The organism is Streptomyces sp. NPDC048734 (assembly GCF_043198675.1).
In the GTDB taxonomy this organism is placed as follows: Bacteria; Actinomycetota; Actinomycetes; order Streptomycetales; family Streptomycetaceae; genus Streptomyces.
In genome coordinates this window covers 56,900-83,780 of sequence record NZ_JBICUZ010000010.1, presented here as the reverse complement: position 1 = coordinate 83,780, position 26,881 = coordinate 56,900, and the positions used below count along the sequence as shown (strand labels likewise).

At 69.4% G+C, this 26,881-nt stretch carries 31 protein-coding genes; 17 read left to right on the top strand and 14 right to left on the bottom strand.

All coding sequences use genetic code 11. The features are described 5' to 3' along the window. Positions 1-131: 131 nt before the first annotated feature. Entirely contained in the window at positions 132-710 is a 579-nt protein-coding gene (locus ACGFQC_RS24950; RefSeq protein WP_363091702.1) for a CGNR zinc finger domain-containing protein, read from the bottom strand. 56 nt (positions 711-766) lie between these two features. Here ACGFQC_RS24950 and ACGFQC_RS24945 point away from each other — a divergent pair, with 56 nt between their 5' ends. Further along, positions 767-1,969: an MFS transporter gene (locus tag ACGFQC_RS24945; protein WP_363091703.1), complete on the top strand. Its 1,203-nt coding sequence runs from the start codon at positions 767-769 to the stop codon at positions 1,967-1,969. A 77-nt stretch (positions 1,970-2,046) separates the two neighbouring features. On the opposite strand, the gene ACGFQC_RS24940 is transcribed toward ACGFQC_RS24945, so the two are convergent. Further along, a complete protein-coding gene (locus tag ACGFQC_RS24940) occupies positions 2,047-2,706 on the bottom strand; it encodes a TnsA-like heteromeric transposase endonuclease subunit (protein WP_363091704.1) in 660 nt (219 codons plus the stop codon). A gap of 639 nt (positions 2,707-3,345) precedes the next feature. Here ACGFQC_RS24940 and ACGFQC_RS24935 point away from each other — a divergent pair. Further along, on the top strand, positions 3,346-4,404 hold the full coding sequence (locus ACGFQC_RS24935; protein WP_393288675.1) for a replication-relaxation family protein: 1,059 nt from the start codon (positions 3,346-3,348) through the stop codon (positions 4,402-4,404). A gap of 86 nt (positions 4,405-4,490) precedes the next feature. Here the strand turns inward: ACGFQC_RS24935 and ACGFQC_RS24930 are convergent, their stop codons facing one another. Both ACGFQC_RS24930 and ACGFQC_RS24925 read right to left on the bottom strand, forming a co-directional pair. Beyond that, entirely contained in the window at positions 4,491-5,198 is a 708-nt protein-coding gene (locus ACGFQC_RS24930) for a hypothetical protein (protein ID WP_363091706.1), read from the bottom strand. Positions 5,199-5,346: 148 nt separating this feature from the next. Continuing rightward, a complete protein-coding gene (locus ACGFQC_RS24925; RefSeq protein WP_363091707.1) occupies positions 5,347-6,675 on the bottom strand; it encodes a hypothetical protein in 1,329 nt (442 codons plus the stop codon). Positions 6,676-6,839: 164 nt separating this feature from the next. Between ACGFQC_RS24925 and ACGFQC_RS24920 the strand changes: the two genes are divergently transcribed. The 7 genes from ACGFQC_RS24920 (at position 6,840) to ACGFQC_RS24890 (ending at position 12,025) form a co-directional block, all read left to right on the top strand. Then, on the top strand, positions 6,840-6,989 hold the full coding sequence (locus ACGFQC_RS24920) for a hypothetical protein (RefSeq protein ID WP_363091709.1): 150 nt from the start codon (positions 6,840-6,842) through the stop codon (positions 6,987-6,989). Positions 6,990-7,010: 21 nt separating this feature from the next. Continuing rightward, entirely contained in the window at positions 7,011-8,183 is a 1,173-nt protein-coding gene (locus ACGFQC_RS24915; RefSeq protein WP_363091710.1) for a cupin domain-containing protein, read from the top strand. Next, the gene (locus ACGFQC_RS24910) at positions 8,180-9,088 is read left to right on the top strand and encodes an aldo/keto reductase (RefSeq protein WP_363091711.1); all 909 of its coding nucleotides are present in this window, start codon (positions 8,180-8,182) and stop codon (positions 9,086-9,088) included. The genes ACGFQC_RS24915 and ACGFQC_RS24910 overlap by 4 nt, the downstream gene beginning before the upstream one ends. A gap of 19 nt (positions 9,089-9,107) precedes the next feature. Continuing rightward, positions 9,108-9,731, top strand: coding sequence for a hypothetical protein (locus tag ACGFQC_RS24905; protein ID WP_363091712.1), 624 nt, complete (start codon positions 9,108-9,110; stop codon positions 9,729-9,731). 269 nt (positions 9,732-10,000) lie between these two features. Beyond that, positions 10,001-11,161, top strand: a complete 1,161-nt coding sequence (locus ACGFQC_RS24900) for a hypothetical protein (protein WP_363091713.1) — start codon at positions 10,001-10,003, stop codon at positions 11,159-11,161. Positions 11,162-11,265: 104 nt separating this feature from the next. After that, on the top strand, positions 11,266-11,454 hold the full coding sequence (locus tag ACGFQC_RS24895; RefSeq protein ID WP_363091714.1) for a hypothetical protein: 189 nt from the start codon (positions 11,266-11,268) through the stop codon (positions 11,452-11,454). Between the two features lie 13 nt (positions 11,455-11,467). Next, the gene (locus ACGFQC_RS24890) at positions 11,468-12,025 is read left to right on the top strand and encodes a hypothetical protein (RefSeq protein WP_363091715.1); all 558 of its coding nucleotides are present in this window, start codon (positions 11,468-11,470) and stop codon (positions 12,023-12,025) included. Between the two features lie 122 nt (positions 12,026-12,147). On the opposite strand, the gene ACGFQC_RS24885 is transcribed toward ACGFQC_RS24890, so the two are convergent. The 3 genes from ACGFQC_RS24885 to ACGFQC_RS24875 all read right to left on the bottom strand — a co-directional run bounded on the left by ACGFQC_RS24885 (position 12,148) and on the right by ACGFQC_RS24875 (position 14,458). After that, positions 12,148-13,539: a Mucin-2 gene (locus tag ACGFQC_RS24885; protein ID WP_363091716.1), complete on the bottom strand. Its 1,392-nt coding sequence runs from the start codon at positions 13,537-13,539 to the stop codon at positions 12,148-12,150. Positions 13,540-13,639: 100 nt separating this feature from the next. After that, positions 13,640-13,807, bottom strand: a complete 168-nt coding sequence (locus ACGFQC_RS24880; RefSeq protein ID WP_393288671.1) for a hypothetical protein — start codon at positions 13,805-13,807, stop codon at positions 13,640-13,642. Between the two features lie 180 nt (positions 13,808-13,987). Beyond that, on the bottom strand, positions 13,988-14,458 hold the full coding sequence (locus ACGFQC_RS24875) for a hypothetical protein (RefSeq protein WP_363091719.1): 471 nt from the start codon (positions 14,456-14,458) through the stop codon (positions 13,988-13,990). A 31-nt stretch (positions 14,459-14,489) separates the two neighbouring features. Here ACGFQC_RS24875 and ACGFQC_RS24870 point away from each other — a divergent pair, with 31 nt between their 5' ends. Continuing rightward, positions 14,490-14,936: an RRQRL motif-containing zinc-binding protein gene (locus tag ACGFQC_RS24870; RefSeq protein ID WP_363091721.1), complete on the top strand. Its 447-nt coding sequence runs from the start codon at positions 14,490-14,492 to the stop codon at positions 14,934-14,936. A gap of 116 nt (positions 14,937-15,052) precedes the next feature. Here the strand turns inward: ACGFQC_RS24870 and ACGFQC_RS24865 are convergent, their stop codons facing one another. Together ACGFQC_RS24865 and ACGFQC_RS24860 are read right to left on the bottom strand one after the other, a co-directional pair. Next, entirely contained in the window at positions 15,053-15,481 is a 429-nt protein-coding gene (locus ACGFQC_RS24865; protein ID WP_363091722.1) for a hypothetical protein, read from the bottom strand. A 23-nt stretch (positions 15,482-15,504) separates the two neighbouring features. Further along, positions 15,505-16,119 carry a YrhB domain-containing protein gene (locus ACGFQC_RS24860; protein WP_363091723.1) on the bottom strand — a complete coding sequence of 205 codons (615 nt, stop codon included), beginning with the start codon at positions 16,117-16,119 and terminating at the stop codon, positions 15,505-15,507. Between the two features lie 635 nt (positions 16,120-16,754). On the opposite strand from ACGFQC_RS24860, the gene ACGFQC_RS24855 reads away from it, so the two are divergent. Then, a protein-coding gene (locus tag ACGFQC_RS24855; RefSeq protein WP_393288669.1) for an IS5 family transposase occupies positions 16,755-17,563 on the top strand; the annotation gives its coding sequence in 2 pieces (ribosomal slippage) (positions 16,755-17,097 and positions 17,097-17,563; 810 coding nt in all). Positions 17,564-17,619: 56 nt separating this feature from the next. Beyond that, positions 17,620-18,419 (top strand): IS5 family transposase gene (locus tag ACGFQC_RS24850; protein ID WP_363091782.1). Its coding sequence is split into 2 segments (ribosomal slippage): positions 17,620-17,959 and positions 17,959-18,419, totalling 801 coding nucleotides; the frame shifts between segments, so codons are not numbered across the junction. Between the two features lie 34 nt (positions 18,420-18,453). Here ACGFQC_RS24850 and ACGFQC_RS24845 read toward each other — a convergent pair. Next, positions 18,454-18,771 carry a hypothetical protein gene (locus ACGFQC_RS24845; RefSeq protein ID WP_363091726.1) on the bottom strand — a complete coding sequence of 106 codons (318 nt, stop codon included), beginning with the start codon at positions 18,769-18,771 and terminating at the stop codon, positions 18,454-18,456. Positions 18,772-18,848: 77 nt separating this feature from the next. Between ACGFQC_RS24845 and ACGFQC_RS24840 the strand changes: the two genes are divergently transcribed. Next, entirely contained in the window at positions 18,849-19,769 is a 921-nt protein-coding gene (locus ACGFQC_RS24840) for a transposase (RefSeq protein WP_363091727.1), read from the top strand. 62 nt (positions 19,770-19,831) lie between these two features. Here ACGFQC_RS24840 and ACGFQC_RS24835 read toward each other — a convergent pair whose 3' ends face one another. Next, on the bottom strand, positions 19,832-20,593 hold the full coding sequence (locus tag ACGFQC_RS24835) for a metallophosphoesterase family protein (RefSeq protein WP_363091728.1): 762 nt from the start codon (positions 20,591-20,593) through the stop codon (positions 19,832-19,834). 275 nt (positions 20,594-20,868) lie between these two features. On the opposite strand from ACGFQC_RS24835, the gene ACGFQC_RS24830 reads away from it, so the two are divergent. Beyond that, positions 20,869-21,000, top strand: coding sequence for a hypothetical protein (locus ACGFQC_RS24830; protein ID WP_363091729.1), 132 nt, complete (start codon positions 20,869-20,871; stop codon positions 20,998-21,000). A 295-nt stretch (positions 21,001-21,295) separates the two neighbouring features. Here ACGFQC_RS24830 and ACGFQC_RS24825 read toward each other — a convergent pair whose 3' ends face one another. Together ACGFQC_RS24825 and ACGFQC_RS24820 are read right to left on the bottom strand one after the other, a co-directional pair. Continuing rightward, a complete protein-coding gene (locus ACGFQC_RS24825; protein ID WP_363091730.1) occupies positions 21,296-21,958 on the bottom strand; it encodes a response regulator transcription factor in 663 nt (220 codons plus the stop codon). Further along, positions 21,955-23,124, bottom strand: a complete 1,170-nt coding sequence (locus ACGFQC_RS24820) for a histidine kinase (protein ID WP_363091731.1) — start codon at positions 23,122-23,124, stop codon at positions 21,955-21,957. Before ACGFQC_RS24820 ends, ACGFQC_RS24825 begins: the two co-directional genes overlap by 4 nt. Positions 23,125-23,256: 132 nt before the next feature. On the opposite strand from ACGFQC_RS24820, the gene ACGFQC_RS24815 reads away from it, so the two are divergent. Together ACGFQC_RS24815 and ACGFQC_RS24810 are read left to right on the top strand one after the other, a co-directional pair. Beyond that, complete coding sequence (locus tag ACGFQC_RS24815) at positions 23,257-24,168, top strand: ATP-binding cassette domain-containing protein (protein WP_363091732.1); 912 nt, start codon at positions 23,257-23,259, stop codon at positions 24,166-24,168. After that, complete coding sequence (locus ACGFQC_RS24810; RefSeq protein WP_363091733.1) at positions 24,165-25,028, top strand: ABC transporter permease subunit; 864 nt, start codon at positions 24,165-24,167, stop codon at positions 25,026-25,028. The genes ACGFQC_RS24815 and ACGFQC_RS24810 overlap by 4 nt, the downstream gene beginning before the upstream one ends. Positions 25,029-25,035: 7 nt before the next feature. On the opposite strand, the gene ACGFQC_RS24805 is transcribed toward ACGFQC_RS24810, so the two are convergent. Continuing rightward, positions 25,036-25,536 (bottom strand): Tn3 family transposase, encoded by a 501-nt coding sequence (locus ACGFQC_RS24805; protein WP_393288731.1) that lies wholly within the window; start codon positions 25,534-25,536, stop codon positions 25,036-25,038. A gap of 181 nt (positions 25,537-25,717) precedes the next feature. Between ACGFQC_RS24805 and ACGFQC_RS24800 the strand changes: the two genes are divergently transcribed. Continuing rightward, a complete protein-coding gene (locus ACGFQC_RS24800) occupies positions 25,718-26,140 on the top strand; it encodes a J domain-containing protein (RefSeq protein WP_363091734.1) in 423 nt (140 codons plus the stop codon). Positions 26,141-26,881: the final 741 nt, after the last annotated feature.

Below are 26,881 nucleotides of genomic sequence, written 5' to 3'. Positions count from 1 at the left end.
CCGCCAATTCGGTCCGACTCCGATGGCAGATGTTCCAACTTCACTGTCACTGGACAACCGCTGACCCGTCGCAGTGAAGGTTGAGTGATTCTCATCGAAGGTTGAGCGATGTTGCGCTGGACCTTGGCGCCCTATGTGGCTTCGTTCGGCTGCTCGGCGGAGCGGGAGCGTCGATGGGCTGCGACTCGTTCGCGGGTCGCGCATCGGCGGGAGCAGTAGCGACGCTCCGGACCGCTGCCCTGGGTGATGAAGACGTTTTGGCAGGTGGGGGATGCGCAGATCCTGCCGGGCGGACGTTGACGGTCCCAGACGAGAACGGTCAGGGCCATGCAGGACGAGGCGAGGAGCCACTCGTCCCAGGGGGCGTTGTCCTCGCGGTCGAGGTGGGGGTGCCAGGGGGTGCTGCCGCTGTGTGAGGTCAGGCGGAGCGGTCCGGTGTGGTCCGTCAAGAGCTGGTTGAGGGCGGCCGCGGCGTCATCGGCGTGTTCGGCGGCGAAGACTGGCCGCAGCAGGGAGGCAGCTGCCTGCATCTCTGCGACATCGCGGGTGGTGAGGTCGAGGGGGTCGGTCTCGCCGTATGCGCGGAGCACGTCGGCGACGTCAGCCGGGTCGGGGCAGTCGTCAGCCAGGGTGTTGATCAGGGCGGCGGTGCGCCGGGCTGTGGTCAGCACGGAGTGCCGGGTGGACCAATCGTCGCTGTGGGATGACACCTGTGGAATGTAACGTATCTTGCGAAGTTTTGAGTTACCTCCGTAACGTCCTGCTAATGGGAAAGCGTTACTCACTCCGGTTCTATCTCGTCGGAGCAGTGGCAGCCCGTGCTGGGGACGAGATGTCAGGACCGGCGCTGATGCTGGCAGCATTTGCTTTGACCGGATCGACCATCGCCGCGTCGTCGCTGCTCGCGGGCATCACGATCTCTGCCGCAGTAGGGGGGCCGCTGCTCGGGGCGCTCCTCGACAGAGCAGATCGGCCGGGCCGCATGCTGGCTAGGGCCCTCGTCCTGTATGCGGTGGGGCTGGGGATGATCCTTGGGGGACTAGGGCGGTGGCCGTTCGCTGTCACGATCTTGATCGCAGCGGTGACAGGACTGCTGGGGCCGGCCCTGTCGGGCGGATGGACGGCCCAACTTCCGCGTGTGGTGGTGGGTGACCACCTGCCTCGGGCGAATGCGCTCGATGCCATGACGTTCAATATGGCGAGTCTGGCTGGTCCGGCTCTCGCTGGCGGCGTGGCAGAGGCACTGGGCGCCCCAATGGCCGTGGTGGTCTCAGTGGTGCTCATCGCCTTGGCGCTGCCCGCCGCGTGGATGCTGCCCGCCCGTCCCGGTCGAGTGCTGGGAGTGCGGGCAACTTCGGTGACTAGCGACCTTGTTGCCGGAGTTCGGGTCATCGTCGGAAGACCGTCCTTGGCCCGAGCCACTCTCACCTCGACCATCTCCTGCATCGCCCAGGGAGTACTGATGGCGTGCATCCCGCTCCTCGGCGAACGTGTTCTGGGCGGGGCCAGCCGCGGCGCGGTGCTGCTCTCCTGCGTGGCGATCTCAGCTTTGGTGGCCAACGCCGTACTCGCTCGGTTTCCGCGTTCAGTCGCCCCCGACACGATCATCTGGGCCAGTGCCCTTGTCCAGGCTGCCGCGCTGGCCTTGGCCGCGTGGGGTCAACCAGTCGTACTCATCGTGGCCGTACTCATCGTGGGGATAGGCGAAGGACCCCAACTGGCCGCCTTGTTCGCAGTCCGCCACCGGGAGGCCCCAGATCACCTTCGAGGCCAGATCTTCACCACCGGCGCCAGCCTGAAGATCACCGGCTTCGCCCTGGGGGCAGCAGTTGCCGGACCAGTCGCGACTTGGTCTCTTCCAGGCACTTTGGCACTCGCAGCGAGCGTGGCGGTCCTTGCAGCACTGGTCTTCTTCGTGGTCCCGTCGGCAACCGCCAACTCGTCCGAGGACAGCAAGATGTCAACTTGAGCGTTCTCCGCGAAAAGGCCGGAGCCAGGGTGACCTGCCGCAGTTTGGGCGGTTCTCAGCGAAGGTTGAGTGAGTGCTCACAGCACGGGCAGGACACGCAGAACGTTCCCGGTCTCTTCGGCTCCTGCCCGCAGCCCTTGAGGCTGCCGGAATATCTCCACCAGACGCTCGGCGACATCGGTCTCACGGCCGCACCGCCCGTGCCGGTAGCGGGCCAGCCACCGCAGATTGGCCATGAACACCGGATCCGGGACACCGACGTGCGCGAACTCCCACCCCACCGCCGAACAGGCCCGCTCGGTCGCGGCGAACGCTTCCGCGGTCCGCTCGTCGACATCGTCCTCGGCACGGACATCGACCACACGGGCGCCGCCGTCGGCCAGCCGTACGAAGTAGTCGGGCGCGTGCCGCCGCTTCTCTTCCGCCTCGCGCCAGTGGAGCCAGAACGGCTGTGAGGCGATCCCCACCACGTCCGGGGCGAAGTCCAGCAGAATCAGCCGGTCCCGCTCCAGCCACGACTCGTAGCCCACATGACCGCCCGTGGTCACCGCGTAGTACCACCCCGCGAAACTGCGGCCACCCTTGTTCCACCGGAACCCGCGTACGGGCGCTACGTCCTCGAACCGGACATCCCACCCGGAGCCCAACGAGGTGCGAAGACGCCGGCCGCCGTCGAAGAAGTCCAGGTCAAAGGAGCTCAGCGCAGGATCGCCGTACGCGCGTATCGGTTCCCCCACCGTCTCCCCAGACAGCCAGCCTTAAACGATCACTCAACCTTCGGTGAGAAACCTAGCGGTCACCAACCTTCAATGACAACGCTCAACCTTCGCTGCGAGAGGTCAACCGCTGTCCCGTGTCAACGAATCTGGACCGTTCGCCATCGGAGTTGGACTGCTCGCAGGCGCTCCTGCGGCACCTGAGTGGGTAGCCGCTGGATATGGGGCGGTGGTGGAAACGGATCGGTGCATCGGTGGCGACGGGAGTCGCGATGAGCACTGCTATGACGTGGGCGGGCGACATGGCGTGGGGGTGGGACTTCGCGGCCCGATGCCTACTCATTTCGGCAGTGTGGGCAGTGATGGGCCCCCTGGTAGCACGGTCTCGACAGCGCGCCGAGCAGCGAGATGCCCAACAAATCCGCGCCATCCGGGAGGCACGGCGCGGTCAGCGCTGACCGCAGATAGCGCCCCGCGTCGGTCCATCTTCGATGGCAAACGGTCCAACTTCGATGTCACGGGACAACCGCACCTGCCTGACGATCACGGCTCGGTAACGGCACTCAGTGGAGTGTCACACCGTCGACTTTCGCCACACCTCTACCAGGTGACGGGGGACTTCCATCCGGACCCCCGCGTCACCTGCGTGAGGAGCTCGTCATGACGTACACCAGCAGCGCCCGGCAGCCCGAACCGGAGCCGCGCCCAACCTGGACAAGGGGTGCTGAACGCCCGCCCGGCGGCCCGGAATCCAGTGCCGTGAACGGTGCCGCGAACGATTCCAACGTCGTCCCGATCACCGCAGCTCACACCACCCGACAAGGGGCGTCCCGGCACGCTGACACCTCTCTCCCTTCCCCTGAGACACCGGCGAAGGGGAAGAAGTCCACTCCCACGGCCGGGAAGGTACGGGCCGATGCGCTGCGGATGCTGGGGTGCGTTCGGATAGCCACGGTGCGGCAGATGGCTGAGGTGATCACGGCGGAGGATGCCGACGGCCGGTCGTACGTGCGCAGGGCGATGAACAGGCTGGCGGAGCTGGGGCTGTCGGAGACGAACGGCAAGGCCGGACGGCACCCGATCTGGAACCTGACTCCGGCGGGGCAGAAGGCTCTGGCCGACGGCAACGAGCTGCCTTCCCGACCGAAGGCTGGCACTGGAGCGAAGGCGGTGAAGGCCGGGTTCGGTCCGCACGGCGTCGCGGTGACGGACATGATCCTCGCCTACGGCGGCCGCAAGCACCTGACCGACTGGCAGGTGGAGGTCAACCACGCCATCAAGGAGACCGGCCTGAGCCTCAACACCGATGCAGTCCTGGCCCTGCCGACGAAGACCAGCGAGGTGCGCCTCTTCGAGCTCGACAACGGCACGATGTCCCAGGCCCGGCTCGCACGTGAGGTCTGGGATTACGAGCGCTACGCCGGGCACCGCGTCTGGGAAGGAGCCCGCGGCACGATCGGCAACACGTTCCCGTTCTGGCAGCGCCACCGCTACACCCGCTCCCAGACCTTCCCGCGGCTGCATGTCGTCCTGGCGGGCAAGGAGGAGCGCCTGCTCGACAACCGCCTGAAGGCGCTCGCCGACGACGTGAAGGGCATCGCCGTCGGGGTCTGGGTGAACACTCTGCCCTGGCTCCAACGCGGCGAGCCCTGGTACGAGATCGGCGTCGACGACCCGTATCGGCGCCGCGAGCGCTACCCCGAACCCGCTGGCCGCTGACGGCGCGCGACGCCGGGCACGCTCCCGCCACGAAGGGGGCTGCCCGACGTCCGGCCCGGTGGGCGGAACGGGCACCGAAGACCCGGCTACGCCATGGCGGCGGCCACGGTCTCAAGAACGGCGCGCTGCTGCGGGTCGACGGGAACGTCGGCCTGGCGCAGCGAGCGAAGCGTAATGCCTTCGGCGCACAGCCTGCACAGCCCGATCACCGGCATCGGACCGGCCCCGATCAGGGTGTGCGAGGAAGAGCTCTCGTAGACGGGCCGGTAGCAGCCGGGGCACAGTCGGCAGTCCTCGAGTTCGTCCGCCGGCGGCGCGTCCGGACCGAGCAGCGGCACGATCCGCAGGAGTCCCTCCCCGGCTTCGGCCCACAGCCCCATAGGCCGTTCCGCGCTCCGCTCGAAGACGACGTGGCCGTCCGCGCCGTCGCTCGTGCGGACCCGGGCCAGCGTGCCGACGCCGTCCTCGGGGTGGTTGGGCATGAACGCCAGGACGGTCCTGTGTCCAGGCCCCTCGAACATGACCTGACCGTGCCCTCGCCCGGCAGCCAGGGCCGCGCCCAACTCGTTCAGCCCCTGGCCGTCGTCATCGTTGCGCACACGCAGCGCCCACGAGGCCGGAGCGCCGTCGATCTCCGCAGGGGAGGAGGTGATCAGGATGCCGTTGCCGGACTGGCGAACGTCCAGGTGCTGCATTCCCTCGGTGGAGTGGAACGCCGTGCCGAACCACTCCGTGGCTGGCCGGTCGCTCTCGCCCCGTGGGCGGAGCGGCTTGTGCTGCTTGTGACGTCCCATGATGTGCCTCGCAGACGTGGCCCGTGCGCGGGCCGATTGGTCCGCTGACCCCACAACCGGCTGCCCGGCAGGTCGGTACGCCACGGGCCTGTCATTCACCCGCCCAGCCCATCTGGCTGTCGGGTCCCCGCTGTGGAAGCGGTCATTGTCAGCTAGCTACGACGTCGCGTAGTTCCCGTACAGCGCGCTCGCGGTGGTGCTGTGCGGGGATCGCCTCGTACAGGTCCAGGGCGCGGCGGCGGACCAGGCCGGTGCGGTAGTCGCCGGGTAGTCCGGTCAGGGCGTCGACCGTACGACGGCACGCCTGCTCGGTGTCGCCGTCGTGATGGGAGCAGGCGGCGCCGTCGATGGTCAGCAGGGTGCGGGTCATGGTGCTGGTCGGCGCGGACAGTTCCAGGGCGCGCTGCTGACTCTCGTTCGCGCGGCGGGTGTCTGCGAGCGTGGTGAAGGCGTGGCTGAGGTGGACGTGGTGTTTCTGCTCGCCGTACGTCAGCCAGGTGTCCGACCGCTCGCCCTCGGGGAGCCGTTCCATGAGGGCGTCGGCGTCGGCGAGCGCCTGGCGGGCCTGCTCGCTCTGGTGGTTGAGGGCGTAGGCGCGGGCGGCGACCGCGGCCGCCAGCGTCGCCGCAGCGGTCGGCCGGGTGCCGGCGATGCGTCGAGCCTGTTCGGCGAGGCTGGCCGCTGCCCTCGGAGCGCCGTAGTTGAGCGGCACCATCGCCTCACGGGCGAGGACCCAGGCATGCAGCTGCTGGTCGCCAAATTCGGCGGCGGCCCGGGCGGCGGTGGCGAACCACGCGCGGGACTCCTTCCGGCTGCCCAGGTCGTGTAAGACGATCGCGGTCATCCCGGCCATCTGCCCGGCCGTCCGGCACAACCTGGCCCGGACCGGTGCGGGCTGCGGGATGGTGAGCAGCGGGCGCAGACCGGCGAAGTCCGAGACCAGATCGGCCAGGACACGCGTGAGGGCTTGGCCGTGGTAGCCGTACCCGTAGCTCTCGGCTGCGGCCTCGAGGTCGGCCAGGTCCTGGGGCGTGTCGGGGGAGAGGGTCTGGTCGACGTCGGTCCGGGCGGCGGTGAGGGCGGCGAGTGCCGGGGCGGTGAGGCCGGCGGCGAGCGCGCCACGCAGCATGTTGCGGCGCTTCATCGGGTCATCTCCATGGTCGGACTCCGTGCCGAGGGCGGCGGTGTCCTCCCAGGGTTGCGCAGCGAGCCCCAGGAGGGCACCGGGAATGCGCAGACCGCCGGAGATTCGCTTGACAGTTGCCAGCGCGGTGACAGCCGCGGCGCCCCGGGCGATCTGGCTGACTCGCTCGGACTTGAGCGCGCACGCCTCCGCGATCCGGTTGTAGGAGATCCCCTCGTCGTGCGCCATGGCGAACACCGTGGTGAAGTCGCGCTCTCGCAGGGCCCTCACGAACGTGGGGTCGGCCAGCAGACAGTGCGGCATCTGGGCGGGTGACGGCGGTAAGTCGTCCACAAGTCCCCCTGAAAGCTCGTGGAATGACGCTGCGTCAGCCTGACGACCATACCCACCATGGGGGCCCCATGACGGGGTTATCGCCAGCCGTTCTCGTGGCTGTACTAGCGGGTGTCGCGGCCGTGCCGTCAGGGCTCGGCCGACCGATCAGAAGGAGGGGCCTCATGCAGAGTCCCGTCCAGCCCCCGCCCGCCACGTCCGGGCCGTCGACCGGCGGTCTGGTCCGTTCCCGCCGGTCGATCGTCGCCGCCCGGGGCCGCAACGCCATCCCCTCGGACGGCGGCGGCACCGGCAAGAGCGACGGCAACGACTGACGGATCGGGAGCCCTGACGCGATGACGCACCTGTCCATCGCGGCGTGCCTGGGCGAGGACTTCCTCGCCCAGGCACTGCACCGCGAACACCGCCACGTACCGGGCGCCCTCGATGTCGCCGGGCTGATGTCCTTCGACGACCTCAACCAGATCCTGGCCAGCCACCGCCTGGAGCCGCCGCACATGCGGCTGTCCCGCGACGGCGAGACGCTGCTGGTCGGCGGCTACACCACGCCGGTGGCCACCCGCCGCCACACGGTGTGGCACCGCCTCCACCCGGCCGAACTGCACGCCCGGCTGAAGGAGGGCGCCTCCCTCGCCCTGGACAGCGTCGACGAACTCCACCCGCCGATCGCCCGCCTCTGCGAAGCGATCGAGCGTGAGCTGCACACCCGCGTGCAGGCGAACCTCTACGCCTCCTGGAGTGCTACCGAGGGCTTCGGCATCCACTGGGACGACCACGACACCGTCATCGTCCAGCTGGACGGCGCGAAGCGCTGGCGGATCTACGGCACCACCCGCCCCTACCCGCTCTACCGCGACATCGAGGACCTGGGCGAGGCGCCCACCGAGCCGGTCGCCGACCTGGTCCTGTGGCCGGGCGACGTCCTGTACGTGCCGCGCGGCGTGTGGCACGCGGTCTCCGCCGACCAGGGCACCCGCTCCCTGCACGTCACCTGCGGCCTGCAGACCCACACGGCAACTGACCTGATGGCGTGGGTGTCCGAGCAGCTGCTCACGTACGAAGACTGGAGGCGCGATCTGCCGCTGCTCGCCTTGCCGGACGTCCAGGCCGACGCCGTGGACGGGATGCGCAAGCGGCTCGCCGAACTGCTCGACGATCCCGGGCTGCTCGCCCGCTACCGGGCGGCGATGGACGGGCAGGCCGTGGGCCGGATGGTGCCGAGCCTGCCGTACATCGACACCGTCCCCGTCGACGGCGGTCTGCGGGTCCGGCTGACGACCGCCCGCGCGGTGCTGGACGTCGGCGAGGACACGGTGACGCTGTCCGCCGCCGGGACCGTGTACGAGTTCGCGCCCGAGGCGGAAGCGGTGCTGCGCCCGCTGGCCGACGGCCGAACCGTGGACCTGGCCACGCTCGCCGACACGGCCGGCCTCGCCCTGGAGGACGTCGCCGCCCTGGTCCAGGAGCTCGTTGCCGGGCAGGCCGCGACGGTGGGGAGCCTGCTGTGACCGCACAACTCGCCCTCGGTACCTACCGGTGCCGGGCGATCCCGGAGGCGGCCGTCCGTGCGGCCGCCTCCGGCGCGCAGTGGGTCGACACGGCCCCCAACTACGCCACCGGCCGCGCACAGATCCTGCTGGCCCCTGTCCTGGCCACTCACCCGTTGCTGAACGTCTCCACCAAGACGGGGTACTTCACCGCAGCCACCGGCACCGACGCCGTGTACGACGGTGTCCTCAACCAGGATCAGGCCGCCGCCGGGCACAGCCTCGCCCCCGACTACGTGCGCTGGCAGACCGGCCGCAACCGCGAGCAGCTCGGGCGCGACCGGCTGGACATGGTCCTGCTGCACAATCCCGAGCGCGCCCACCCCGGCGACCGCCTCGCCCTGCACCACGCGATCCGGGACGCCTTCGCCGTCCTGGAGGAAGAGGTCGCGGCCGGGCATGTGGCGGGGTACGGCGTCGCCACGTGGGCGGGCCTGGAGGAGGAGGCGTTCACGGTGGGGGAGCTGCTCGCCCTGGCCGCCGAAGCCGCCGGCGGACAGCACCACCTGGCCGTCGTCCAGCTCCCGGTCAGCCTGGTGATGATGACGCCGATCGTGCAGGCTCTCCACGGCCGGGGACCGCTCCCGGCCGCCGCCGGCGCGGGACTGCGGGTGATGGCGTCGGCCCCGCTGCACGGCGGGGAACTCCCCGCCATGGTCGACCAGGAGCTCGCCGACCTCATCCGGCCAGGCCTGACCCCCGCACAGGCGTGCGTCCTCGCCGTCGCGTCATGCCCAGGAGTGACAAACGTCCTTCTCGCCGCCTCCGGTGCGCCACACTGGAAGGAGGCGGCCGACGCCGTCGCCCAACCCTCCCTGACCGCCGCCAAGTTGCGGGAGATCACCGGTGTACTCGCCTCCCCCTGACCCGGACACCGAACAGCGTATGCGCGCCCACCACGCGCACACCGCGAAGGCTCTGGACGTCCAGGTGAAGCCGGGCACGGAGTTCTGGGGTTGGGCCGGGCGCACCCTGGGTGCCCCGGCCCGCACCGCTAGAGGCGTGCCCGCCTGGCTGCGCCTGGTGTCCGCGCCGGAGGACAAGGCCGTGGGAAAGTTGTGGGACGGCGCCCTCGATGCCCAGCACGCCTTCGGCGACCTCGACGGCCACCGGCCCGCCCTCCTGGCAGTCCACGACGCCGTCGACGACGGCACCGCCTACCGGGCGGAGCTGTCGGTCCGCGTCGACGCCCCGGTCCTGTCCGACGACCCGATCCTCCAGCACGACCTCCAGCTGCCGGACTCCTGGTGGAACGACCTCGCCGGGACGCTGGAGAAAGTCGCGGCCGTCGACACCAGCCGCGTCGCCGTACGGCAGCAGTACATGGAGCGGGCCATCCCCGAGTTTGTCGGCATCCCGACCCCGACCGTCTCCTGCTGGACCACAGCCCATGCGGATGTGCACTGGGCGAACCTCACCGAACCACTGCGCCTGCTGGACTGGGAAGGATGGGGGCAAGCCCCGGGGGGCTTCGACGCCGCCACTCTCTACGCCTACTCGCTCCTCTAGCCGGACACCGCCGCCCGCGTCCGTGGCACCTTCCCTGTCCTGGGCAGCCCGGCCAGCCTCGCCGCCGAAGCGACCGTATGCGCCCAACTGCTCCAGACCGTGACCCGCGGCGACAACCTCGCCCTCGAAGACCAGCTCCGTACCTGGGCAGAGGAACTGCGCCGCCGCTGAAAGCCTCACGCCGCGCCACCCGCGAGCTCCTCACCCTGGACGCCTACGGCCGCTACACCATCGGCACCGCCCACGACGGATCCGACGCCAAAGTCCACATGCAGTCCGCAGCCGGCACCCTGCACGGCTTCCTGGTCGGCGTCACCGGCTCCGGCAAGACCGTCGCCCTGGCCCTGATGTGCGCAGCGTGGGCGCTGGCCGGCCTGGCGACCTGGGTGACCTCCGCACGCCCCGACGCGCAGATGAGCGCCGTCGGACGCCACATCGACCGGCAGGACGCGGGCCCCGTCTTCACCTGGTGGATGCTCAAGGCCGCCATCGCCCTGATGGACATCCGCGGCCAGATCAACGCCGAACGCGGCCACGACTTCTCCGCCCACTCCCCCTACCCCGGCCTGGTCCTGGTCCTCGACGAATTCAACTCCCTCGTCGGCGACGACAGCCTCGGCGACGACATCGCCCACATGACCGACGTCCTCGCCCGCGAGGGCCGCAAGTTCGGCATCGGCATCGTCTTCGCCGGCCAGTCCCTCAACCTGTCCAAGCTCGGCGGCGAAGCCTCCCTGCGCGACCAGGTCCAAGGCGGCATCGGCGTAGTGCTGCGCATCGCCAACTCCTCCGGCGGCATCGCCGCCCGCCAGGCCACCGGCGGACTCGCCGGCGACGTCGACCTCGCCGCCATCCCCGACCGGTTCAACGCCTCCACATCCCTCATGGACCGCATGCACAGCGCCACCGACGACATCCCCGGCGACCCCACCCAGGGCGTCGGCCACACCGTCACCGGCTCCGGCGCGACCATGATGCGCTCCCTGTACGTCCACCTGCCCAAGGACGGCTCCCCCGACGGACTCGACGAGATCTTCCCCGCCGACGGCTCCATCAACTGTCTCACCGACCGGGAGATCACCGCCCTGGAGGCACAGGGCCTGTGGCACGACTGGACCATGCCACCGCCCTTCGGCAAGGACGACGACCAGGGCCACAGCGACGACGGCCAGTTCACCGGCGTCGGAACGTTCGCCCCACCGCCGCTGCCCACCCAGAAGCGGCCCAAGACCACGGTCAAGGACAAGGTCCTGGCCGCGGTCACCGGCCAGATGACAGCCAAGGAAATCCGCAGCGCCGTCGACGCCGCCGCCGGCACCATCCGCAACGCCCTGTCCGACCTCGTCGCCGAAGGCCGCCTGCACCAGGTCGACCACGGCATCTACGCGCCCGCCCCGGCCTCCGCCGGCACCGGCCCGCACGACGACTGACCAACCTCCGCCCTGCTGCGCTGTGGCCCCGGCACCCGCCGGGGCCACAGCCCTACCCGCACGGCCCACACCCTCCCGCCCCACCCCATGGAAGGAATCACCCCGTGATCGTCTCCGTCTCCGCCGCGCTGCTCCTGGCCGTCGTCGTGGCTGTCCTGCTGCGCCAGCGCGTCGTCGGTGCTGGCTCCGCCCTCGCGTGCGGTGCGTTCGGGTTCTGCCTCGCCTCCACCGGCATCGCCCCCGCCATCACGCAGACCCTGGTCGCCGTGGCCGGCCTCGTGTCACGCCCCTGACGGGAGCTCCTCCATGGCCGCCTCACTGCCCACCGCGCCCGCCGCCCCGCCCGTCCAGACACCCTCTCCCGCGGCACCCGCCGACGCAGGCCGTCTCAGCCTGGACGCCCGGCTGGCCGCTGTAGAGGCGGCCATGACCGTCCGGCTCGACGAGGCCGCCGTCGCCCACGAAGTACGCACCGCGCATATCCACACCGACCCCGTCGACCTCGCCGACGTCATCACCGTGCCGCTCACACCGGCCCTCCAGTCGCCGCGGCAACTTCCCGCCACTCCGGTGGCTGCTCTCCTCGAGCGGGCCCGGGCCCGGATGGAAGCCGACGGCTGGTGCGCGGGAGCGCTGACCGACGAGTCCGGCGCGGTCTGCCTGCTCGGCGCCATCCGCAAGGAGGCCGGCGCCGACCGCGGCCTGGAGGCCGACGCCGCAGCTGTCGTGCTGGACGCCATCCGCCGCCGCTTCGGCGACCACGTCGACTCCGTGCCCGCCTTCAACGACACGCACCGTACGGGCCGCGTCCCGGTCCGCCTGCTCGGTGAGGCCGCCTCGATGGCCGATGCCCGCGGTCTGTAAAGCCCCGCACCGGCCACGACGGACGGACAGGGGATGCCTGGTCGATTATGGCCTTCGTATCTGGGGACTGTTCGGACGAGCCATAGGGGAGCGGCGCAGGGCCGGGCGGTTCCGTTCGGTGGTCAGGCGGGAACGCCGACCCGGTTCAGGACAGCGGCCATCTCGTCCTCGGGGAGTGCAGGGTTGGCGCCCGCGCTGGAGGCCAGTTCAGGGACATGAAGCGCCTCGCGGAGCCGGTGGAGCGGGAGGCGCGGGTCGCTGACCGCCGCCTGGCGTGTCCAGACCGCGGGGTCATGGCTGAGCCGTTCGATCAGCGTGGGTGTGGCGGCCGGGTCCCGGACGGCCAGCCGTCGGTAGTTGCCGTCCGGATGGTCCGCGTAGCGGGCGGCGAGACCCTCGCGGGGGAAGCGGGGGTGCGTCTCCGTCATCCAGGCGGAGAATGTGCCGCCGAGCCGTGCGTACACACGCATCAGGACCTCCTCCGGGGTGTCGGGGTGGTGCACACTCAAGAGGGCTTCCACCAGGGGGTCCTCGGTGCGTGCGAGCAGGCGCATGAGGTCGGGCGGCAGGTGGGGGCTCTGGGCGGCGGTGCGCCGGAGCAGCGGGTGGGCGGAGGTCGCGGCCCGTCGCAGCACCTCAAGGTTGGCGAGCCCGTCCCGTACCCACTCCACGTTCCCTCTGTCGAAGGCCCCCACCGTGAAGTCGATCGTCATGCGCCGCGTCTCGCCGAGTTCGGGCCTGAGGGAGACCGCGAGCCGTACGGCCTCGTCGGGGTCGACGGCGAGCTGCTCCACGAGGTCGGTGGGCAGCGACGGGTTCTCGGCAAGGACAGCCAGGTGCGTCCGCTCGGCGACACATCGCTCGGCGTCCGCACGGTGCAAAAGTCCGCGGCGCAGCGCCGCAGCGGCGGACTTCGGATCGCGGAGGAGCTCGGCGGTGACGCGTGCGTCCCGTCGGCACTCCCACAGTGCGGCGGCCCGCCGCACCTCGAGGTCGGGGTCGGCAAGCAGCGCTGACCGCTCGCCCGGCGACAGCTCCTCCCATGCGCGCGCCGCGCTTCGGCGCGCTGCCGGATCGCGGTGCGTGGCCAAGGAGGCCACGAACGACGGCGCGAGATGGGGTGAGTCCAGCAGGGCCGCCCGTACGGAAGGGTCGGGGTCGTCGAGCAGGCGGGCGCACACGTCGTCCGGCAGCGGCGCGACCGTCGTACGCGGGTCGCACTCCTCGGGTCCGTAGGCGAGAGCGGCCCGCACCTTGGGGGAAGGGTCGTCCACGAGCCGGGCCCGCTGCGCGGGCTCGGCCCTGGCGCTCATCGCGAAGTCGATCCGAGCACCCGGGTTCGAATGAGCCAGGATCACCGCGACGGCCGGCTCGGGGAGTCCAGCCCGCTGGAGGGCGTAACGGGGCGGGCCGTCACCGCCGCAGTCGAAGGCGAGCAAGCGCAGCAGCAACGGTGCCGGCAGCGCCGGGTTACGGGCGACTCCGTCCAGCGCGGACGCGTGAAACGCGACCATGATTCCCCTACCCCTGTGTCTCCGTCGGCTGATCCACGACCAGGGTCCCCGCCCGTCAGGCCGTCCGGCGGGCGGCCGTCATGATCCGGCCGGACAGCACCTAGTCGGCTGGCGTCCAGGGCGGAGGCGGGCTCGTGCTCTCCCCACCGCAGCTCCAGCACTCGAACTCATCCGGCACCTGGTACTTCTGCGCCCACCACGAGACGACGGGCTCACCCCACACCACGCACTCGGTACCGCACCAGCCGCACACGAAGACGAAGTCCACGAACGCCCCCCCACCTCCCTCGCCCCTGCCGGCCAGCATGCCCAAAAAACCACGTCAGTGCCCTACCGATTCCGGCACCCTTCAACGCTGACCCGTCGCCCCGTCCGGCCTCCCCCCGTCCCACACGGGCGAGGACCGGACAAGCCACCCGGCCACCCCGCCTCACCCCACAGTCGCGCGTCAGTCAATCCACGCTTCGCCGTGTCGATGCCCGTCCAACCCCCCAGCCGAGAACTCGTCCTCGCCGACGCCTGCCACTACGCCCAACCGCCGCAGCGCTTGAGAGATCGGACTGCCAGCTGGCGGGAAGGGCTGGCCCTCCTCCACATGGAGCGGGCCCAGCACGATGGTGCCGCCATCCCACACGGCAGCCCGCTGCTCGCCCACGCCGCCGAAGTACTCAGCTTCCACGTAGGCCACCGGCCCACCGACTGACCAAGCAGCGAGGGCCTTCTCGAATCCTCCTGGCAACCGCCAAAACCCCAACGCGCCTACGCCGCTGCCGTCTGCAACGGAATCGAACAGCGCATCCGTCATCGGCATCAGCGACAGGCCCTGTCCGATCGACGCCAACCGAGCGGCAGGCAGGTCCCGCGCCGCACCACGCAGCGCCTCCCCTTCAGAGATCACTGCTTGCAGGTCGTAACCCATCCCACGCCCCCTCAAGATCGGAAGCCCCATCTTGTCCCAGACGGCGAAGGCGAACTCGTGCGGTACTCCCTCCCAGGACCACCACCCTTTCAGCGGGTTCTCACCGGAGCACCGTTCAGATCCCTCGAACCCATCGGTTTCGGTCTTCTGCTGGAAGCAGGCCAGCACCGGCCTCGCGACCCGCCGCCAACTGCGCGCGATGGGCCTGCGCCCCGGCGGCCAGGAACCGGCCGCACGGATCGACTGCCGAGGCGGCCGCCGCTTCGCCTGGCTGCACCGCATCGACCCCGCCCTATCCGTCCGGCCGATGACACTCGCCAAGGAAGCCGCACTCGACAAGGCAATGGCCGCACGCACCACCTGCCCGATATGCCACCGCCGCTACCACCACGCACTGCCCCTGCGCACCCTCGGCTCTTGCCTGGAATGCCACCCCACCGCCTACATCGCCCTACCTGTGCACAACCTGGCGGCTTGACACCATCCTCCCTGCGAACGACAACAAAGGGCCCGGCTTTCACCGCGACTTGTTCGCGGTGAAAGCCGGGCCCTTTTCCGTTTCCGGGAAGTGGGTGACCGCAAAGGGCGGATCCGCTAGGAGGAGGCGGCCTCCGTGGCCTGAGCCGCTGAGACGACGGCACGGCGAGCGGCAGCCAGACGCTTTGATACCCGCTCCAGCTCCCCTCCCAGACGCTCCAGGTGTTCACGGGCCGCGACCGGGTCGGCCTCCAGAGCCGCCTGTACCGCAGCGGGCGCCAGCAACGAGTAGACGCGCTCCTTGAGCGAGGCGGCAACCCGCTCCAAAGCGGTGACCTGAACAGGAACAGAGGGCTGCGCCGGGAGGACAGAAATTTCTGACCTCTGCTCCTGCGCGGGAATCGAAGGCGTGGACAGTTCCTTCGCGATCGAGGTGAGCAGCAAGGCCGTGGGACGCCTCTTGCCCTGCTTCACAGCCTGAGCCACGCCCTCGGTCATGATGACCTGAGCGGCTTCCAATCCCTGGCTGCCGATGACATCCGTCATCACCTTGCGTGCCGATGCCCGCGTCAGATGCTGCGCGAGGTCGGGCCCAGCTCGCTGATCTTCCGGATGCGTGCCGCATCCTGCAGCACGTCGCTCACAATGGTCTTCACCGCAAGTACCGGGTTGAGAGGCTCCACGAGTTCCTTGGTGGCGACGGCCATGAGGCGGGCGGGTGCCTCACCCTCCAGCAACGCGCTCACGTACTCGAGGGCCTCCGCGGGCGAGAGCACGGGCAGCCTCTGACGCAGTGTCCGCACAGCATGCATGCGTCCGCGCGTAGCCGCGATTCCGCAGAGCGCATCGTGCAGATCATCCACCGCGGTGCGCACCGGCAGCCCGCGTATCCGGGCCCGGTAGTCGGCCTCCCACTCCCCGGTTACCGCGGAGACGACGCCGATCTGGTGCAGTCCCCCGTCGACGCGGTCGACCAGATACGGCCCATTACCGATCAGCGTGTACTTCGAGTCCCGGGTGCGTACGAAGTCCTCGGACTGCCAGGAGACGATCCACACCAACTCGTGCTCCTTGACACGAGTCACAGCCATCCTCATCGCGTCCGCGCTCACAGCCCGCCACTGCTGATAGTCGCGCTCCAGCTGCTCCTCGACTATCCGAACGGCGGCTTCTCGCTCGATCACGCGTGCAGCATCCCGTACCGGCCCCTCTGCCGACCAGCGAATTTGCACGCCCAGCTCCGCGTACGAGGGGACTGAGGACCTTCTTGCTCAGAAATGCGACAGCTGTGGAACAAGCGCTCTGCGCCAGCACTCCTGCGCACCTCGGCCCTTGCCTGGAATGCCACAACGGCACGCTCACCGGCCCCACCACCTACACACCCCCGCCCACCCACGCGCTGGAGCGACGGCGCCACACAGCAGAGACCCTGCCGACACCTGGAGCACACCAGGCGGGACAGGGTCTCTGGGTATTTACCGCGGAGTCAGGCTTGCCGTTCCGGCTGGGACTGCTCCTCGAGCAGGGCGCGATAGGCGTCAGGCTGGTGCTCTCGCAGGATCCGCAGCCACACACGAGCGCCCTCGGCGAACACTGCTGGCTCCATCTTGAAGTGCAGGTGGGTGACGACAGAGAAGGCATCGTCGTACGGCAGCCGGCGGGGTTGCCCGGCTTCGGCCTGCGCAGGCTTGTCGGGGTGCTGCGGCTCCGAGGTATTAACGCCGTTAACGGTGGGCCGGTCGGCAGCCTCCGGCGCTGACGCCTCCTCGGAGGTATTAAGACGTCGTTTCTGATGGCGTGATCGCTCGTTGAGCCGTACATGACGGATCTGATCGAGCGGTTGGTGCCGGACGAGTTGTGGACGCTGTTTCGGCGGGTGGTCCCGCCGACGGAGGTCATACGCCCACAGGGCGGCGGCAGACGGAGGGCCGGAGACCGCGAGTGCCTGGCGGCGATCATCTTCGTGGCCACCTCGGGCTGCACCTGGCGGCAGCTGCCGCCGGTGTTCGGGCCGGCCTGGCCCACCGTCTATCGTCGCTTCGCTCAATGGAGTCGGGACCGGGTGTGGGCCAGGCTGCACCGGGTGATCCTGGACGAGCTTGGTGCTCGGGGTGAGCTGGACTGGTCGCGGTGCGCGATCGATTCCGTCAGCGTGCGGGCGGCAAAAGGGGGCCCCTGACCGGACCGAATCCGACCGACCGTGGCAAGCCGGGATCGAAAATCCACCTCATCACCGACCGAAACGGCATACCGCTGTCGCTGGGCATCTCCGGCGCCAACATGCACGACAGCCTCGGCCTGCAGCCGCTCGTGCGCGGGATCCCGCCCATCCGCTCCCGCCGCGGACCCCGCCGCCGGCGTCCGGCCAAGCTCCACGCCGACAAGGGCTACGACTACAGCCACCTGCGGAAATGGCTTCGCGAGCGTCGCATCCGCCACCGCATCGCCCGCAAGGGCATCGAGTCGTCCACGCGGCTCGGCCGACACCGCTGGGTCGTCGAGCGAACGGTCTCCTGGCTGGCCGGATGCCGCCGCCTGCACCGCCGCTACGAGCGAAAGGCCGACCACTTCCTGGCCTTCGTCGGCATAGCCGCAGCCCTCATCAGCTACCGCCGACTCACCAAGTGAAACGACGTCTAAGACGTCATCTCATTTGGGTCGGTAGGCTGTTGGTTGTGGTGGGGATTGTTGAGCGGCTGGTGCCGGACGAGTTGTGGGAGCTGTTCCAGCGGGTGGTGCCGGAGGCGCCGTCGCGGCCTCAGGGCGGCGGCCGACGTCGGCACGGTGATCGTGAGGTGCTGGCGGCGATCGTGTTCGTGGCGACGTCGGGCTGCACGTGGCAGCAGCTTCCCGCAGCGTCGTTCGGACCGTCCGGGGCGACGGCTCACCGCAGGTTCACCGAGTGGACGAAGGCCAGGGTGTGGGCCAAGCTGCACCGCCTGGTCCTCGATGAACTCGGGTCCCGCGGTGAGCTGGACTGGTCGCGGTGTGCGATCGACTCGGTGAACATGCGGGCCCTGAAAAGGGGGACCTGACGGGTCCGAATCCTGTCGACCGGGGCAAGTACGGCTCGAAGATCCACCTGATCACCGAGCGGACCGGTCTGCCCCTGTCCGTCGGAATCTCGGGCGCCAACGTCCACGACAGCCAGGCCCTGATCCCGCTCGTGAAAGGCATACCGCCGATCCGGTCCCGCCGGGGCCCTCGTCGGCGCAGGCCCGGCAAGCTCCACGCCGACAAGGGCTACGACTACCGCCACCTGCGGCAATGGCTGTCCCAGCGAGGCATCCGGCACCGCATCGCCCGCAAGGGCATCGAGACCTCCCAGCGGCTCGGCCGACACCGCTGGACCATCGAACGGACCATGTCCTGGCTCGCCGTCTGCCGCCGCCTCCACCGCCGCTACGAACGCAAGGCTGACCACTTCCTCGCCTTCGCCAGCATCGCCTGCACCCTCATCTGCTACCGCAGACTCACTTCCTGATCCGCTGGCGTGCTTTCTGACGAACGGATTCGTGTTACGAGCCCTCGACAGGCAGGCTTGCCACGAACTCTGAAAGATCGGCCGCTCGGGGCGATGCCTGCCCATGCAGGAACCGCTGGTAGTGGTCGGCGACGAGACGGCGCAGGTCTGCCTCGGCCGGTTCATCACCACTGAGCTCGAGGGCGACCTGGTGTGGCTCACCCGTCATACGCAACGGTCTGGCCAGGGCGTCGAACCCACAGGCGTATTCGTCAGGCATCTCCCACCATGCCTCGGCGGACGCTTGGTCCTGGAGGACATACATGTAGTAGTCGTCATCGAAGAGAATCACAGGGCCGATCGGCGTGGTCACTTGTGGAGTATGGCGCAACCTGCAGGTCAGATGCGCACCACAGCAAGCCCGATTCTCGCATTTACGTGCCAAATGAGATGACGTCTAAAGACCTCCCGCCCGGCAGACTGAGGCTGGCCTCCCCGTACGACACCGACGCCCGCTACGGCCTCAAACAGGGCTCCTGGTGGACCGGCTACAAGATCCACATCAGCGAGTCCTGCGACGATGCCGATGGCCAGGACCCGGCTGCCGACGGCCAGGCGCTGATCGCCGGAGCCGACGGACCGCCGCCGCGCTTGATCACCGGCATCGCGACCACCGACGCCACAGTGACCGACGCGGAAATGACCGAACCGGTCCATCACATGCTCGCCGCCCGCGATCTCCTGCCCGCCGAGCACTTCCTCGACTCCGGTTACGCCTCCGCCGAGTTGATCGTGGGCATCAAGAAGAACTTCGGGGTCACCTTGGTCACCCCGGTCCTGATGAACAGCTCACCCCAGGCGCGTGCCGGCGCCGGGTTCGACCGCACCGCGTTCACCATCGACTGGGACAAGCGGCAGGCCACCTGCCCACGCGGGGACACCAGCACCTGGTGGAGCCCCGCCACCCTGCGCGGCACCAAGGCCATCGTCATCAAGTTCAACAAGGAGACATGCCGCCCCTGCCCGGTGCGCGACCAGTGCACCAGCTCGAAGACCGGTGGCCGGACTCTCTCCCTGCAACCCCGCGAGGTTCAGGAAGTCCTCGACCATGCCCGCCTCCAGCAGGGCGACGAGCAGTGGCGAGCCAAGTACGGAACCCGCGCGGGCATCGAGGGAACCATCCACCAGGCCGTCGCGGTCACCGGGATGAGACGTGCCCGCTACCTCGGTCTCCAGAAGACCCACCTGGAGCACGTCTTCTCCGCCGTCGCGCTCAACCTCATACGCCTCGATGCCTGGTGGAACGGCCACCCGCTCGACCGCACCCGCGTCAGCCACCTTGCCCGACTCGACCTCTCCCTCGCCGCGTAACCGTATTGGGGTCTCGTGTAGTCGGTGTTCGGCTGCCTGCTGTCGTGGATGGGGGGCGGGTGTCACGGACTGTGGTCGCGTCCGTCCCGTGGGGCGAAGGCTGCGAGGGCGTCGGCGTCGGTCGCGCGAGCGTGCAGGAAGTAGTCGGCCCACTCGGTGATTTCAGGGTAGGACGATTCCTGGCCGAGCTGGGTGGCTGCGGCCTGAAGGTCGAAGTGCGTGGTTCGCAGTTCGACGCCCGGGCCCAGCAGGGCCCAGTGTGCTCCGGTTCGTCCGTAGGGCATGCCGATGCTGCCGGGGTTGATCACGAGCCGGCCGTGGACGAGGCGGACGAACGGCATATGGGTGTGGCCGCAGACCACGGTGCGGATGTCGGCATCGAGTCTGCCGAAGACTTCCTTCCAGCGGTCGAGGCGGGAGTCGACCAGGACGACCTCCTCGTCGTCGCGAGGGGTGGCGTGGCAGAACAGCACCTTCCCCAGACCACGCACGGACAGGGAGAGTGATCGTGGAAGCGAGCCGAGAAGGTCGAGATGGTCCTCGCGGAGCTGTGCGGCTGCCCAGGGGGCGATCGGGTCGGGGATCGTGTCGCGTTGCCCCCGGCGGTATTCAAGGAGTTCGCGGTCGGCGTTGCCGCTGATCCAGATGACGCGGTCGCCGAGGCTGGTCAGCAGGTCGAGAACCTGAGTCGGTTGCGGACCGGCGGTGATGTCGCCGGTGAGCACGACGTGATCGGCGGTGCTGACGTCTGGTTCGGCGAGCACTGCCTCCAGGGCCGGCAGGACTCCGTGAATGTCGGACAGGACGGCTACTCGGTTCAGCATGGTCACCACTGTGGGGTGAAGGCAGCCGAGCGGTGTGATCTTTCGCCCGCCGCGTAGTTCAAGGGGCCGTTCAGCGCGTGTGGTCGCCGGGTGCATAGTTCTTCCAGGGGGCTCCGGCTTCGGTGGCGATGCGGGTGGTGCTCTTGTCGTGGTAGCCCAGTGCTTGGGCGATGACGGGTGCGGGGCCTGGAGGACGAGCTGGCGGATGGCCGAGGTGCGACCCTTCTCGGCCGGGACGCCGAGTTTCCGCAGCGCGTCTTGAGAACGTGATCAAGGTGGTCGTAGCCGTAGGCGCGGCGGGCATCGCTGCCGCGAAGGCCACGCCGCACGTTAAGAAGAGGTTCAACGACCTCAAGTCGAAGCTGAACCGCAAGTCGGAGGACACCGTCGAGGCCACCGCGCAATAAGCCAGCAGGATCGGTGACAGCATTCTTACCGGCACCCCCATTCCCAGGGACCACCAGGCCGTGATGACGCCTGCCCAGGCAAGAGGGTACGGCGGTTGGCCTCATGGCGGGCTCCCTTTCTGGACAAGGTTCTTGTTCAGGCTGCGCAGATCCTGCGCCGCCGTCGACCGACGCAAGACCCTGGTGTCCAGCAATCGATGGTTTTCTGAAGCATGGAGAGCGAAGCCAGCCGCTACCGCGATCTTCATCGCCGCCGTAGGGTGGCCCGTCGCTGGCCTGATCACGCGGGCAAACCTCACCGTGGGGGCGCGACTAGGCCGATCTCGTAGGCGAGGATGACGAGCTGCACCCGGTCACGTGCGTCGAGTTTCGTGAAGAGCCGTGCGAGGTGGGCCTTGGCGGTTGCCACGCTGATGGTGAGTTCTTCGGCGATCTCGGCGTTGGACAGGCCGCGGCCGACGAGGGTCAGGACCTCTCGTTCCCGGTCGGTGATGCCGTCGACCACCGCCCGGCGGGTAGTGGCGGTGGGTTCGGGCCGTGCCGCGAACTCCTCGATGAGACGACGGGTGACGCTCGGAGCTATGAGGGCATCTCCGGCGGCGACGACCCTGACCCCGTCGAGGATGGTCTTTAGCGGCATGTCCTTGACGAGGAAGCCGCTCGCTCCGGCGCGAAGCGCGCCATAGACGTACTCGTCGTCGTCGAAGGTAGTGAGGATGAGGACGCGGGTCTTCGACTCCGGATCCGCGTTGATCCGGCGGGTGGCCTCGATGCCGTCCGTACCAGGCATGCGGATGTCCATGATGGCGACGTCCGGCCGGAGCCGTTGGACCAGCTCCACCGCCTCGGCACCGGCCCCGGCCTCTCCTGCTACCTCCAGGTCGGGGGTGTCTGCGATGAGAACGCGCAGGCCGGAGCGGATCAGGGGCTGGTCGTCGACCAGAACGACACGGATCATCGGCCTGCCTCCACAGACACCGGAAGCCGAGCTGCCACGCGGAAGCCGCCTTCCGGACGCGGCCCGGCGCTGAACTCGCCGTGCAGCAGACTGACCCGTTCGCGCATTCCGGCGATGCCGTATCCGGATTCTGCGACGGTGCCGCCCGAGCCGAGGTCGACGATATCGACGGCCAGTTCGTCAGGGCGGTAGTCGACCGTGACGCTGCAGTCCCGGGTGCCGGAATGCCGCACGACGTTGGTGACCGCCTCCTGGACGATGCGGAAGGCCGCCAGGTCGACATCGGAGGGCAGGTCGCGACGTTCCCCCCGCCACCGGACGTCGACCCGGACCCCGGCGGCCGCGGTCTTCCCGACCAGCTCACCGAGGGCGGCCAGACCAGGGAGCGGATCCAGCGGCGCGGACTCCTGGTCACTCCGGCGCAGTGCGCCGAGCATCCGCCGCAGGCCGGCGAGGGTCTCCCTGCTGGTGGCCTCGATGGCATCCAGCGCTTTGCGCGTCTCGGCGGGCTGGGTGTCCATGACCAGGCTGCCCACGCCGGCCTGGATGGCGATGATGCCGATGTTGTGGGCGACCATGTCGTGCAGTTCCCGGGCGATCCGCAGCCGCTCGGCCGTGACCGCCTGCTGCGTGGCCTGGGCGCGAACCGTGTCCGCGTGTGCCCGGTTCTGATGGATCGTGTTGCCTATCAGCCAGGCGATGACGACGGTCGACGCGAGGGCGGCCGGCACCGAGAGGTTGAAGGCGTACCCGCTTCCCAGCCGCCAGACCGTATACACGGCCAGCACGCCGACCGGGAGCACGGCCGCGAGGACCGAGACCCGCCGTGAGCAGGTCGCCGCGGTGTAGCCCACGGCCGCGTCGGCCAACAGGAAGAGCACGACCGGCGTCGCCCGCACCTCCATCCCGAGCGAGAACACGGCGCCCGCGAGCGCGATGGCCACGGCCGCCAGCGGTGCGCGGAACAGCAGCAGCGCGCCCAGGGTCGTGACGACGGCGGTGACCAGCAGCGGTGCGTCCTCGATGTTGCCGTGGTACCGGAGCAGACGCTGCAGTTCGTCCGGCCTTTGGAGCGTGCGTACCAGGATGAGGGTCGACCAGAAGGCCGCCACCCACACACCCGGTGGCACGCGTTTGAGCAGGGGTGGATGGGGGGTGGCGATCATCAGTCGATCCTATCGACGCGCTCCCATTGGGGCATTGGCCCACGGGCTTAGTCCCCCGGGCTACCAGCAGGGCTCACAAGTGTGAACCATCGGCCGATGCCCGCTCCTTGCCCTCCCCGGCAGCCTGGACCCATGATCGAATCCACCCGGCTGACCAAGCGGTACGGCGACACCGTCGCCGTAGACAACCTGACCTTCACTGTGGAACCGGGCAAGGTCACCGGCTTCCTCGGCCCGAACGGCGCAGGCAAGTCCACCACACTGCGGATGATCCTGGGCCTGAACGCCCCCACCAGCGGGGCCGTCACCGTGGACGGGGTTCCCTTCTCGCACCGCCCGCGCGGACTGCGTCACGTCGGCGCGCTGTTGGACGCCCAGGATGTCCATGGCGGACGCACCGCACAGGCACACCTGTCCGCCCTGGCCCGCAGCAACCGCATCCCGCCGGCCCGCGTGGACGAGGTCCTCCAGGAGGTCGGGCTGGCCAAGGCGGCGCGGCGCCGGATCGGAGGGTTCTCCCTCGGGATGAAGCAGCGTCTGGGCATCGCGGGCGCCCTGCTCGGCGATCCGCCGGTGCTGCTGTTCGACGAGCCCCTGAACGGTCTGGACCCCGAGGGCGTGCTGTGGGTGCGTGGCCTCTTTCGCCGGCTGGCGTCCGAGGGCCGCACCGTGTTCGTCTCCAGTCACATGATGGCCGAGATGGAGCACACCGCCGACCGGCTCATCGTCATCGGCCAGGGCCGGCTGATCGCCGACGAGAGCCTGGAGGACTTCTCAGCCCGCCACGCCTCCCTGGGCGTGACCGTGCACACGCCCGACCTGGCGGCCCTGGAGGCCCTGCTGATCGCCGAGGGTGCGTCGGTGCGCCGCGAGAGCGACCAGGCGGGCCGGGTCACCGGCCTGACCGCGGAGCGGATCGGCGACCTCGCCCACCGGCATCGCATCGTGCTGCACGAGCTCGCCACCCACACCTCGTCCCTGGAGTCGGCGTTCATGTCCCTCACCGCCGACAGCGTCGAATACCTCGCAGGAGAAGCCCGATGAGCGCCACTATGTTCTCCGGCACCCGGCCGTCCGAGAGCGCCGCCGAACCGGTGGCCAGGTTCGTCGACCTGCTCTCCTCCGAGTGGATCAAGATGCGGTCCCTAAGGTCGACCTACTGGGTGCTCGCCCTCAGCGCCGTCGTCGCCATCGCGATCAACGTGAACGCCGTCCACTCCGACCTGACGTACATCGACCAGCCGCATCCCCCACTACCCGGCCTCCCGCCCTACAAGTACGACCCGCTGTTCCACGGCCTGGGCAGCATCGCCGCCAGCGTCATGGCACTGGCCGCGGCCAGCTTCGGCGCCATCACGGTCTTCGGCGAGTACGCCACCGGAATGATCCGCACCACGCTCGCCGCCGTCCCCGACCGGCGCGCGGTGATCACGGCCAAGGTGGTCCTCGTCGCGGCGATCACGCTCGTCCTTGGTGTGATCTTCTCCGTGACGTCGTTCTTCACCACCAACGCGATGCTCGCCTCCCGCCACGTCGGACTCTCCATTCACGACCCCGGCTGCCTGCGGGCCGTCACTGCATACGCGCTGGTCATCCCGGTCTGCGCGCTCATCGGCATGGCGCTCGGCTCCGTCCTGAGACACGCCACGGCCTCAATCGTCGCCGTCGTGGGGATGCTCTTCATCCTGCCCATGCTCTTCGGTGGCGAGAGGTACCGGCTCTTGAAGGAGATCGGCAACCACCTGCCGCTGGCCGCGCAGGCCCGGCTGTCGCAGAACCCCGACGGCCACACCAGCCTGGGCGAATATCCGGCCACGATCACGGGTTCCTGGATAGCGCTCGCGGCCTGGGCGCTTGTCTCGGTGGCCGTTGCTGTGATGGTCGTGCGGCGCCGGGATGTCTGAGACCGGCTCAGCGGGCGGCCTCCGCCACGTCTTTGCCGAGCGCACTGAAGTCGACGTTGAGGTGGGCGTCGTAGTCGTCCGGGGTGATGCCGAGTTCGTGGGTGGAGTACTCGCCGAAACGCATGATGTGCTCGGTCAGGTACGGGGAGATCTGGGCCAGGTCGAGCGGGTCGATGACCTCGCCCTCAGCCTGCAGCTCGCGGACCACGTCCGCGATGTCCAGGGTGTTGTGGAAGATCACCAGATTGGCCAGTAGAGAGGTGAATTTCACGTCCTTCTCCTGCTCGACCGGGTCGTTCGCCCTCACCGTGCCGCGCTGTCCGAAGCGGACCCAGTCCGAGAAGCCGTTGAACGCCTCGACCTTGTTGGTCGCGGCCGTCACCCGGCCGCGCAGCGGGGCATCGGAAAGGTAGCGCAGTAGCTGGACAGTGCGGATCACCCGGCCGACCTCGCGGAAGGCGGTGTAAGTGGCGTTGCGGCGTGAGCCGGAGCGAAGCCGCTTGAGCAGCAGGTGTCGGCGGAAGCAACTGGGCGGCGCTGCCCTGCCTGCCCCTGCGTCCCGTGTTACGAATCAAAAGACCGCCTGCACCCCCCGATCCCCGCGTGGTACCTCTGAGGCGGCAAGCAAGAAAAAAGGGGGGAGCGGGCTCATGGCCCGGCAGGCACGCTCAGTGCAGTCACGACAGGGCGTGGAGGTTCAGCGCCTTGAGTGCGCCCAGTGCGGACTGGGCTGGAACCGGCCCCGGCAGCCGGGCCGTGTACCGCGCTTCTGCTCCGACGCCTGCAAACAGGCCCACTGGCGCGAGCGGGTGGGACGCGAGGAGTGCAACCGGCGCAGGAAAGAAGCCGACGCCCGCCGTGCCCGGGCCTGGCAGATCCGCCTCCACCACGCGGAGTTCGACCGCGTCACCGCCACGACACCCCTGCCCCACCACCGGGTGCTGCCCATCCTGCGGGAACTCGCCGGCGCCGCTCCTACCGACCCCGCACCCCCCTCCCGGCTCTACAGAGCCGCAGCCGTGACCTGGCACCCCGACAAACCCGGCGGAGACCACAAGGTGTTCCAACTCCTGCAGGAGGCCTACCGGCTGGCCAAACTCCTCACGCCGTGAACACCCCCAGGCCGCCCCATCACCGGCCTGCCACCAGGAGCATCCACCCGGCCGCACACCACTTCCGCACCCGGCTTCGACCGCCTCCACCAGCGCACCCGGCGCAAGCGCACCGCCACCGAACACCCACCGGCACGTGAGAGACCGGCCATGCTGCCCACCCGCCGCATGCCGTCCGATGGCGGAGTGAAGCAGACCGGCCCGAGCTGACACGTCACGTCAGCCCTCGTAGCGAGACGACCTGCCGCGGGCATGCTTACGCGGCCGCCGGTCCACGAGGTGAGGCAGGCCGCCGCCTTGGTGACGCAGGCGGCCCGCCACGGCGGATCACCGGCCGGACACGATGCCCTGGCCCGCGGCAGAGGGGGAGGACCGTCAGGATGCACAGCCTGCCCGGGAGGCCGGGGGGAGCGGCGAGCGTGTGGCGACGGCATGAGAGGGACGAGCCGCCTGCAGGGACCCGTGCTCTGCGGCCGGACGATGACCATCCCCACACCCCGCCTGCCGGATGACCGCCCGGCTCTGGCGGATCTGCCCCGCGGTGTCAGTGCCGCGCCGTAGGGTGCCGGGCACGCCCCGTTCCTGGACGCGACTGCCTGCCGACTTTGACCAGAGCTTCAAGAAGGGGGCGCAGGAGCTGTCCACCGACCTGATGAACCGGTTCGGTCCCGACCCGCAGCCGTCACCACCGCACCGCCCTCGGTGTGCCGCCCGGCCGCCCCGACAGAAAGCAGCTCCCGC

What these genes read in the sequence shown, in the direction of transcription:
- ACGFQC_RS24945 (WP_363091703.1), top strand. Translation starts at nt 767, where the DNA reads ATGGGAAAGCGTTACTCACTCCGGTTCTATCTCGTCGGAGCAGTGGCA.
- ACGFQC_RS24935 (WP_393288675.1), top strand. Translation starts at nt 3,346, where the DNA reads ATGACGTACACCAGCAGCGCCCGGCAGCCCGAACCGGAGCCGCGCCCA.
- ACGFQC_RS24930 (WP_363091706.1), bottom strand. Translation starts at nt 5,198, where the DNA reads ATGGGACGTCACAAGCAGCACAAGCCGCTCCGCCCACGGGGCGAGAGC.
- ACGFQC_RS24920 (WP_363091709.1), top strand. Translation starts at nt 6,840, where the DNA reads ATGCAGAGTCCCGTCCAGCCCCCGCCCGCCACGTCCGGGCCGTCGACC.
- ACGFQC_RS24915 (WP_363091710.1), top strand. Translation starts at nt 7,011, where the DNA reads ATGACGCACCTGTCCATCGCGGCGTGCCTGGGCGAGGACTTCCTCGCC.
- ACGFQC_RS24905 (WP_363091712.1), top strand. Translation starts at nt 9,108, where the DNA reads ATGCGCGCCCACCACGCGCACACCGCGAAGGCTCTGGACGTCCAGGTG.
- ACGFQC_RS24900 (WP_363091713.1), top strand. Translation starts at nt 10,001, where the DNA reads ATGCAGTCCGCAGCCGGCACCCTGCACGGCTTCCTGGTCGGCGTCACC.
- ACGFQC_RS24890 (WP_363091715.1), top strand. Translation starts at nt 11,468, where the DNA reads ATGGCCGCCTCACTGCCCACCGCGCCCGCCGCCCCGCCCGTCCAGACA.
- ACGFQC_RS24885 (WP_363091716.1), bottom strand. Translation starts at nt 13,539, where the DNA reads ATGGTCGCGTTTCACGCGTCCGCGCTGGACGGAGTCGCCCGTAACCCG.
- ACGFQC_RS24875 (WP_363091719.1), bottom strand. Translation starts at nt 14,458, where the DNA reads ATGGGTTACGACCTGCAAGCAGTGATCTCTGAAGGGGAGGCGCTGCGT.
- ACGFQC_RS24865 (WP_363091722.1), bottom strand. Translation starts at nt 15,481, where the DNA reads ATGACGGATGTCATCGGCAGCCAGGGATTGGAAGCCGCTCAGGTCATC.
- ACGFQC_RS24840 (WP_363091727.1), top strand. Translation starts at nt 18,849, where the DNA reads ATGACGTCTAAAGACCTCCCGCCCGGCAGACTGAGGCTGGCCTCCCCG.
- ACGFQC_RS24835 (WP_363091728.1), bottom strand. Translation starts at nt 20,593, where the DNA reads ATGCTGAACCGAGTAGCCGTCCTGTCCGACATTCACGGAGTCCTGCCG.
- ACGFQC_RS24825 (WP_363091730.1), bottom strand. Translation starts at nt 21,958, where the DNA reads ATGATCCGTGTCGTTCTGGTCGACGACCAGCCCCTGATCCGCTCCGGC.
- ACGFQC_RS24820 (WP_363091731.1), bottom strand. Translation starts at nt 23,124, where the DNA reads ATGATCGCCACCCCCCATCCACCCCTGCTCAAACGCGTGCCACCGGGT.
- ACGFQC_RS24815 (WP_363091732.1), top strand. Translation starts at nt 23,257, where the DNA reads ATGATCGAATCCACCCGGCTGACCAAGCGGTACGGCGACACCGTCGCC.
- ACGFQC_RS24810 (WP_363091733.1), top strand. Translation starts at nt 24,165, where the DNA reads ATGAGCGCCACTATGTTCTCCGGCACCCGGCCGTCCGAGAGCGCCGCC.